We start from the raw sequence: 7,512 nt of genomic DNA, 5'->3' as shown, positions 1-7,512 counted from the left end.
TCTAAAAATGTAGTAGCGTTAGACTCCTAAAATGTTGCATCGGGTAGGGGTGGGTTCCACGTTAAGTTAATTGCTCAACATTAAATTTGGATAAACCCGCCCCCTCCCCAATAATCTAATGCTACCGTAAAATAATATCTCTTCTTCAAACAGACCAAAAAAGTTGTATGCTATATATCTAAAGTTTCCTAAAAAAATGACGATACGACCTATGTCTACTCAACTTTTGACAAAAATCATTTTTAGCACCTTAACTACAGGAATAATAACTATATTCCTACCTCAGCCATCTTTTGCTGAATCTTATGAAACTAATACAGTTAATCCTCTAAAGGATTTGCAAACTGTAGATAACCCCGATCCTTTCAGTGGTTCCGGTGGGTTGAATATGTTCGATATTATTCATAACTCAAGACTGGGAAATAACCGGAATATGAAAGAGTATATGCTCGAACAACGTGACAGTATTAATGATGCAGCGACGCAGTTTCGCAATAAACAGCAGCAGCTAATAGAACCATCACAGAATGCTGTCGGTGATACTCCTGCTTCTACCCTAGGTGAGAGTGAAGTTAATCCTTAATCGACCACATAGTATAGTTATTTATTCCAGCGATCGCTCTGTTCCTCAAATCAGTATTTAAAGATAAGAGTCTATAATTGTATTGTAGGGGCGAATAACCATTCGCCCTTACGCATTGTATGAGGATCGACTGAATTATATTATTCCATGGAGCAGGGTTATTCTGCGTCACTATCATAGGAACATCTGTAAGGCTGATTCCTCCCTGGAGGCGAAACCAGTAGTCAGGTTTTCTTCTTCAAGTCCCTCTATAGGTTTTTCAATGTTCAAGCGAATCACAGGCTTTTGTTGTTGTGGCATCAGATTTTTCTTGGCCATCGGATTATTCCTCTGTGTATTTTTAGCTTAATTTGCTTGCATTTTAGGTTTATGAGTCACTACTGTCAAGTTAATGAGCTTAACTTAAGTAGCTATCAGCATTTTCCGTACCGGAATGCTCTGCAAACAGCACTCAGCTTTCAGCGCGCTAAAAGCTTGGGTTTAAATCCTCGACTTCCGCTCTTACCTTTTCCTCCACTTTTATGACCAAGAGAACGACGCAAAGCACTGAGGGTTTTGGCACTACCGAAACTATGAGTAGCATTGTAGGTATGGATTAGAGAATTATTTGGGTCAGAGGTTCGTACTAAAGCACTGACAACTCCAGTAACGGGACTTATTAGTTGTTCGTAGCGTTTTGTTGTTTGGTCGGGAGTGAATGCGCGATGACCGCCATCAGAGGTAAAATGTTTTTTGCGACTGGTGAGAGTCAGAGGATAAAATGCCATGTCTTTGAGTAATTTAGGATCGCCGCAAGCTTGACATTGAGGTCGTTTACTCAAAATATGAGTTTCTGTGGTCAGGTTTGTCTAGTTAAAGGTAATCACTTTTCCAGCGAGGGTAGTAAAGTTAGGCATTTCCACCCCACATCTTTGTACTATCCATTTGGCAACTTCAGTGGTTATTAGATTGATGGCAGTTGCCATAGTTGAAGGTAGGTAACCAAAAGAAGTAGGGAGAGATCCAGAAATTTCTCTTTTACTCGCACTAGATTTTTTGGGGTTGCACATTATGGAATGATATTGCCAAAAATTGGTTTAGATTTTGACTAAAAATAACCATTAATTAATCATTCTAGCAATTGATTAATCCACAATCCAATTCTATCAAAAATATCAAATCATTCGTCACTGTGCAACGCCAAATAATATGGTAGTCCTATATATATTGTATCCTTCATCACAACTGCCAATTGTCCGTTCGCTGGCAGGAGAAACAGTTGATCATTTTCTTTGTGAGTTTAATACCCCACCGTCAACGGGGGTGTTCACGCATTACATGGGGATTCTCACCCCAAGTAATTTTCCTCCTGTCTCCAGTATAGCTGTCTCCTGTCTCCTTCAAAAATATCAAATCATTCGTCACTGTGCAACGCCGATTTTTTGGTCGAAAGAGATTTTTGTTTCTGTCGCAAAACTGCAACTTCAACTTCCCGATGACCGCGCAAATGTTGAGCTAAACATTACACATCTTCCAGAAAAGAGGGAGTAGGCAGACTTGCTGTAGGCAGTAGGGATCCCACCCCTAACCCCGACCGTGGAGGGGAAAGAATTGATAATTTATGTGTAAGAATTGATTTGATTTTTGATTTTTACCAGATGTCTAATCCCAATATCCGGTATCTTCTGGTTCAAATATCGGACCTAACCACAGTAACCCTCCCACAGGTTTTGCCAGCAACCAAGGTTGATGAGCACAGACTGCGGTTTCATTAATTTTCGCAAGTTGTGGTTGAGTGATAGAACAGTGGCTCAATCAGAACAAAACTGGACGTAGGGGAGCATCCAACACCTATAGCAATGTCGCCATGGAGCTAATGGCCACCATTGTTACTTTGTTTAGCTTGGCAGGACGACAAATTGAGGATTTCTTGGAATCTATATTTGAATTGATGGGAATAGACTTGCCAGTACCAGACCATAGTACCTTGTGTCGTCGCTTGAGCAAACTGAACATCAATATACCTATATTACCAGCAACAGAAACCATGCACTTGGTACTAGACTCTACGGGGGTCAAAGTGTATGGTGAGGGAGAATGGAAAACAAGAATTCATGGTGTGGGCGTCGGACATGGCGTAATATCATGTCCGGATAATTAGTGATAAGAAAACTCTCTCCTTCTTCTCCTGTTCTTCTTCTTCCTTCTTCTTTCTTCCCTCCTGACTCCTGACTCCTGAGGACTCCGTAGTTATTTATTTATCACTGTTCAACCGGACATGATATAAGCTCTATTTGGGGGTTTTGGAGGCAACTGGGGAGATAGCTACTGCTATGGTAAGTACCAACGTGAAGCGTGATGATGAAGCTTTTTCTGAGCTACTAGATGGTATAGAAGGAGAAATAGCTCAAGTATCAGGAGACGGGGTATACGACAAGTATAAGTCTGATCAAAAGGCTAGTCAAAGAGGAGCAAAAATCACGATTCCTCCACGAAAAAATGCCGTGATTGGGCAACATGGCAACTGTAAAGCTCCACCCCATCCCAGAGATGAGAACCTCAGACGCATTCGTCAAATAGGACTAAAGAAATGGAAGCATGAAAGTGGTTACCACCGACGCTCCTGATCCGAGACCACAATGTTTCGGCTCAAAGTGATGTTCGCAGGTAAATTACGACGACGGAAATTTAACAATCAAGCAGTGGAGTTATTGATACAATGTGCCCTCCTCAACCGTATAATTACCGTATAATTAAAGATTGTAAGCCAGAAAGTTACAAAGTACAATTCTAGTTCATTCCTCTACAGGGGTGATTTTTGTGATCGCCACCTTCATGCAACAAAGCCTATTTTCTGGTATAATTTTACTTCTCAATTTACTTTCACCCATTTCTATAACCACTCAACACTTATGTTGTAAAGAAAAATTATCGTTTTGTTAGATTTCTTTAAACCATGAAGTAACTCGAATATAAAAATGACCCTGATTTTGCTCTCTGTGTCTCATTACCTTCAGCACTATTTATAATATTAAGTAAGTAAGAATAAATGACGTAAGAAAGCAAAAAAATAACTCAGACAACTACAATTTTTAGAAAAGCCTAAAAAAATCAAAACAAATTAAGAAAAAAATATGTTTAATGCCACTGAAATATTAATTAATTCATTTGTCGAAAAAATTAAAGATGGCTACCGTCGTACTTACGGCGGTCATAAATCTAACTACGAAGAAATTATTGGTTGGGCAGGAAATATGGCACTAGAAAATATTGCCAATAGTGATGCCCTTTACCATAATGTAGAGCATACAATTCTGGTGACTCTTGTAGGCCAAGAAATTCTACGGGGAAAACATATTCGAGAAGGAGGAGTTGCCTGCGAAGATTGGTTACATTATATTATTTCCTTAGTTTGCCATGACATCGGATATGTAAAAGGAGTTTGTCGGGCAGACAAAAAAGGATGGTACGCTACGGGTAGGGATGATGAAATGGTTAATTTGCCATTAGGTTGTACGGATGCTAGTTTAACTCCTTATCATGTGGATCGGGCAAAATTATTTATTAATGAACGATTTGGCGGTCATAAACTAATTGATGTGGGAATAATTAAACATAATATTGAGTTAACACGCTTTCCTGTTCCGAAAGAATCAGATCATCAAGATACTGTTAATCATCCTGGTTTAGTACGAGCGGCAGATTTAATTGGCCAGTTAAGTGACCCCCGCTACCTCAATAAAATTTGTTCTTTATATTATGAATTTGAGGAAATGGGTTTCAATGAAAAAGTAGGGTATAAAAATCCTAGCGATCTGCGCGATAATTATCCGCAATTTTTTTGGCAAGGAGTTCTTCCTTATATAAAAAATGCTCTGAAATATTTGTCACTAACACAGCAAGGTAAGCAAATTATTGCTAACCTTTACTCCAATGTATTTGTAATAGAGCATGATTCTTCTATGAAGGTTGCTGTTTAGAAATTAGGGAGCAGAAAGAAGAAGGAAGAAGGAAGAAGGAAGGAGGAAGAAGGCGTTTAGTTATCTACTAGAGAAGGAAGGACAGAAGCAGCGAAAAATCTAGCATTGTCTGAGTTTTAAGCTTTTGATATGCCCGCGCCTTTTCCTTAAACTGCTATAAAATTTTGTTGAGATAGGCAACAAGAAACAGAAAATATCTCTAATACCATTTCTCAAAAACTTTTCTACATTTTCATGAGTAGGGGACCCACCCCTCGCCCCTCCCCCTCCCAGGAGGGGAAGTGGGTGAGTGGGGTAGAAGTAAACACAAGAATAATTAACATTAACTTGGCTAAAATTAGCAAAAAAGTGATTCGGCTATTTTTAATTACTTAAGAACTGAAGTTTGACCTAAGTATAGCGTTACTTTTGGGAATTGGTATAATGCCAAATTAAGTTATTATTGGCTAATTACTTAAATCCTAAAAACCTTTACCTCTAAAGGTTTAAATTTTTTAATTATTATTTTATACCAGATCATGGATTTAGATAATGTTGCAAATTTTCACAGACAAAAATTTCAGGTGAATATTTCCAATAATCAGTTTGAAGTAATTTGTAACAGGCTAAAATTATATACAAAACTGAGATTTGATAAATGTTGAAGCTGTCTAAGCTATTACCAATTACTAATTACCAATTACTAACTTTATGAATGTCAAATTTTCACCTATTCAACAATTTCTAATTACATGGTTATTATTATTAGTAGCAGGATGGTTGACAATCGGGGCAATTAGTTATGTAGGTGAAATAGTTAGTATTCTAATTACAGCAGGATTAGTGGCATTTTTGTTAAACTATCCAGTATCTAAACTACAAAAAATTTTGCCCCGAAGTTTGGCAGCAGGTTTAGTATATTTAACGGCTGCTTTAATAATATTAGTTATCGGCCTAACTATTGTTCCACCAGTTCTTAACCAAGCTCGACAATTGTGGTTGAAATTTCCAGACTTATTAGAATCGGCCAGATGGCAATTAACAGAATTTCAAACCTGGAGTGAAAATAATAACTTACCCTTTGATTTCGGGATTTTACAACAGCAACTATCAGCAAAAGCTCAAGAAGAAATACAGGCGATCGCTACTACCAGTTTTGGTTTAGTCTTAGGCACAGTTAACTGGTTTTTCGACTTAATTTTAATTTTAGTAATCTCCTTTTATATGCTCTTAGATGGAGAAAGAGTTTGGAATAATCTGACAAGTATTATTGCTCCAAAAGTACGAGATGTATTTACAAAATCCCTAGAAGTTAATCTTCAAAGTTTTATCTCTGGGCAGTTGCTATTAGGGTTATTTATGGCAACTACTTTATCTTTTGCTTTTTGGTTTCTTGGTGTTCCCTATTTTCTACTATTTGCAGTCTTTATCGGGGTAATGGAATTAATTCCATTTATTGGCGCAACTTTGGGCATTGGCACTGTAGGCAGTATAGTAACATTTATTAATTGGTGGTTAGCTTTAAAAGTCTTAATCGTGGCGATCGCTCTCCAACAAATTAAAGATAATATAGTTGCCCCTAGAGTCATGGGTAATTTAACCGGACTTAGCCCAGTAATTATTTTTGCAGCGTTACTATTAGGTGGTAAAATAGGAGGGCTTTTGGGAGTAATATTAGCAATTCCGCTCACTGGAGTTTTAAAAAGTATTGTGGAAGTGGTTCTAAATCCAAAATTACCACCCCAAACAGGCTCTTTCTTTTATAATCCTATGGATGAAGAAAATGAAGTATCAGAAATAGAAATAAAACAATTAAATCAACAAGTTTCTCCCTAACTTATTACGCCTTATTTCTTCCTTTTTATCTCCTTCCTTATCCCTAAATTATTCCTTCTTTCTAACTTTTTAGGCTCGTAGTAGGGCTTTAGCCTTATTATACTTATAATCAATAATCATTCCAGTTAAGATTGAGGCACTTAACCTTGACATAATCCTTAAAAATCAGGGATTTATCCGTCTCATTTTTATTTTAAACTACTATAAGTATTAGGGCTAAAGCCCAACTAAGAACAAAAACCTTATTATTAGTAATTATCCGATAGGGTAACTCCCCTGGAGGGGACAAGCGATATTATTTTCTTACTTATTCCTTCTTACTTATTCCTTCTTACTTATTACTTCTTACTTCTTAAATATGAAATGGTGGAAAAATCTTAAAAAAAATCCTTTAGCAAGATTTGGTGCATTATTACTATTAATTTTTTATCTGGTAGTAATTGCTGCTGACTTTATTGCTCCATACGACCCCTACACATCTCAACCCAATGGTTCCCTACTACCACCTACTCAAATTTACTGGCAAAACCAAGCAGGTGAGTTTATTGGACCCCACGTTTATCCCACAACTCAAGGACCAGTAGATTTAGAAACTGGACTCCGCGAGTTAAACGTAGACTTGAGTAAACCATCTCTTCTGAGTTTATTTGTCAAAGGAACACCCTATAAACTCTTGGGTATTTTGCCTTTGGATCGACATTTATTCGGAACCACAGGTGAAGGGAAATTTAACTTATTAGGTACTGACGAACAAGCGCGAGACCAATTTAGCCGTTTACTTTTTGGCGGTAGGATTAGTTTATTTATTGGTTTAGTGGGAATTACAATCTATTTTCCCTTGGGAATGATTATTGGTGGAATTTCTGGTTACTTTGGTGGTTGGATAGATAGTATTTTGATGCGTTTCGCTGAAGTATTAATGACAATTCCAGGTATTTATTTATTAGTGGCACTTGCTGCTGTATTACCTCCTGGTTTAACCAGTGCCCAAAGATTTCTCTTAATTGTAGTTATTACTTCATTTATTAGTTGGGCAGGGTTAGCTAGGGTCATTCGGGGACAAGTATTATCTATCAAAGAACGAGAATTTGTGCAAGCGGTAAGGGCAATGGGGGCGAATTCTTTTTATATCATTGTTCGTCATGTATTACCCCA

11 protein-coding genes are annotated in these 7,512 nt (G+C 37.5%); 7 read left to right on the top strand and 4 right to left on the bottom strand.

Annotation, left to right across the window (positions count from 1 at the left end):
* The first annotated feature begins 196 nt into the window (after positions 1 to 196).
* A complete protein-coding gene (locus F6K13_RS10330; RefSeq protein ID WP_124144641.1) occupies positions 197 to 583 on the top strand; it encodes a hypothetical protein in 387 nt (128 codons plus the stop codon).
* Between the two features lie 174 nt (positions 584 to 757).
* On the opposite strand, the gene F6K13_RS10325 is transcribed toward F6K13_RS10330, so the two are convergent.
* From F6K13_RS10325 to F6K13_RS10310, 4 genes are all read right to left on the bottom strand, one after another.
* On the bottom strand, positions 758 to 901 hold the full coding sequence (locus F6K13_RS10325) for a DUF5837 family cyanobactin class RiPP (protein WP_161564480.1): 144 nt from the start codon (positions 899 to 901) through the stop codon (positions 758 to 760).
* 140 nt (positions 902 to 1,041) lie between these two features.
* Positions 1,042 to 1,425: a TOMM precursor leader peptide-binding protein gene (locus F6K13_RS10320; protein WP_275670350.1), complete on the bottom strand. Its 384-nt coding sequence runs from the start codon at positions 1,423 to 1,425 to the stop codon at positions 1,042 to 1,044.
* Between the two features lie 6 nt (positions 1,426 to 1,431).
* Complete coding sequence (locus F6K13_RS10315) at positions 1,432 to 1,632, bottom strand: hypothetical protein (protein ID WP_240041665.1); 201 nt, start codon at positions 1,630 to 1,632, stop codon at positions 1,432 to 1,434.
* Positions 1,633 to 2,224: 592 nt separating this feature from the next.
* Positions 2,225 to 2,377 (bottom strand): hypothetical protein, encoded by a 153-nt coding sequence (locus F6K13_RS10310; RefSeq protein ID WP_161564551.1) that lies wholly within the window; start codon positions 2,375 to 2,377, stop codon positions 2,225 to 2,227.
* On the opposite strand from F6K13_RS10310, the gene F6K13_RS10305 reads away from it, so the two are divergent.
* From F6K13_RS10305 to F6K13_RS10280, 6 genes are all read left to right on the top strand, one after another.
* On the top strand, positions 2,358 to 2,723 hold the full coding sequence (locus F6K13_RS10305; protein ID WP_124155920.1) for a transposase: 366 nt from the start codon (positions 2,358 to 2,360) through the stop codon (positions 2,721 to 2,723). The genes F6K13_RS10310 and F6K13_RS10305 overlap by 20 nt on opposite strands.
* Before the next feature lie 133 nt (positions 2,724 to 2,856).
* Complete coding sequence (locus F6K13_RS10300; RefSeq protein WP_339379427.1) at positions 2,857 to 3,189, top strand: transposase; 333 nt, start codon at positions 2,857 to 2,859, stop codon at positions 3,187 to 3,189.
* A 507-nt stretch (positions 3,190 to 3,696) separates the two neighbouring features.
* A complete protein-coding gene (locus F6K13_RS10295) occupies positions 3,697 to 4,542 on the top strand; it encodes an Npun_R2479 family HD domain-containing metalloprotein (RefSeq protein ID WP_124145258.1) in 846 nt (281 codons plus the stop codon).
* A 234-nt stretch (positions 4,543 to 4,776) separates the two neighbouring features.
* On the top strand, positions 4,777 to 4,917 hold the full coding sequence (locus F6K13_RS10290) for a hypothetical protein (protein ID WP_287287322.1): 141 nt from the start codon (positions 4,777 to 4,779) through the stop codon (positions 4,915 to 4,917).
* 315 nt (positions 4,918 to 5,232) lie between these two features.
* Positions 5,233 to 6,357 carry an AI-2E family transporter gene (locus tag F6K13_RS10285; RefSeq protein WP_124145259.1) on the top strand — a complete coding sequence of 375 codons (1,125 nt, stop codon included), beginning with the start codon at positions 5,233 to 5,235 and terminating at the stop codon, positions 6,355 to 6,357.
* A 358-nt stretch (positions 6,358 to 6,715) separates the two neighbouring features.
* Positions 6,716 to 7,512, top strand: a 797-nt coding sequence (locus F6K13_RS10280; RefSeq protein ID WP_287287320.1) for an ABC transporter permease, incomplete at its 3' end; no start/stop codon positions are given.

Origin of the sequence: Okeania sp. SIO2B9, assembly GCF_010672505.1 — a bacterium.
Lineage (GTDB): Bacteria > Cyanobacteriota > Cyanobacteriia > Cyanobacteriales > Microcoleaceae > Okeania > Okeania hirsuta.
This window is presented reverse-complemented; position numbering and strand designations above follow the sequence as displayed.

Coding starts and splice junctions, on each gene's coding strand:
- F6K13_RS10330 (WP_124144641.1), top strand. CDS start 197: ATGACGATACGACCTATGTCTACTCAACTTTTGACAAAAATCATTTTT.
- F6K13_RS10325 (WP_161564480.1), bottom strand. CDS start 901: ATGGCCAAGAAAAATCTGATGCCACAACAACAAAAGCCTGTGATTCGC.
- F6K13_RS10315 (WP_240041665.1), bottom strand. CDS start 1,632: ATGTGCAACCCCAAAAAATCTAGTGCGAGTAAAAGAGAAATTTCTGGA.
- F6K13_RS10295 (WP_124145258.1), top strand. CDS start 3,697: ATGTTTAATGCCACTGAAATATTAATTAATTCATTTGTCGAAAAAATT.
- F6K13_RS10290 (WP_287287322.1), top strand. CDS start 4,777: ATGAGTAGGGGACCCACCCCTCGCCCCTCCCCCTCCCAGGAGGGGAAG.
- F6K13_RS10285 (WP_124145259.1), top strand. CDS start 5,233: ATGAATGTCAAATTTTCACCTATTCAACAATTTCTAATTACATGGTTA.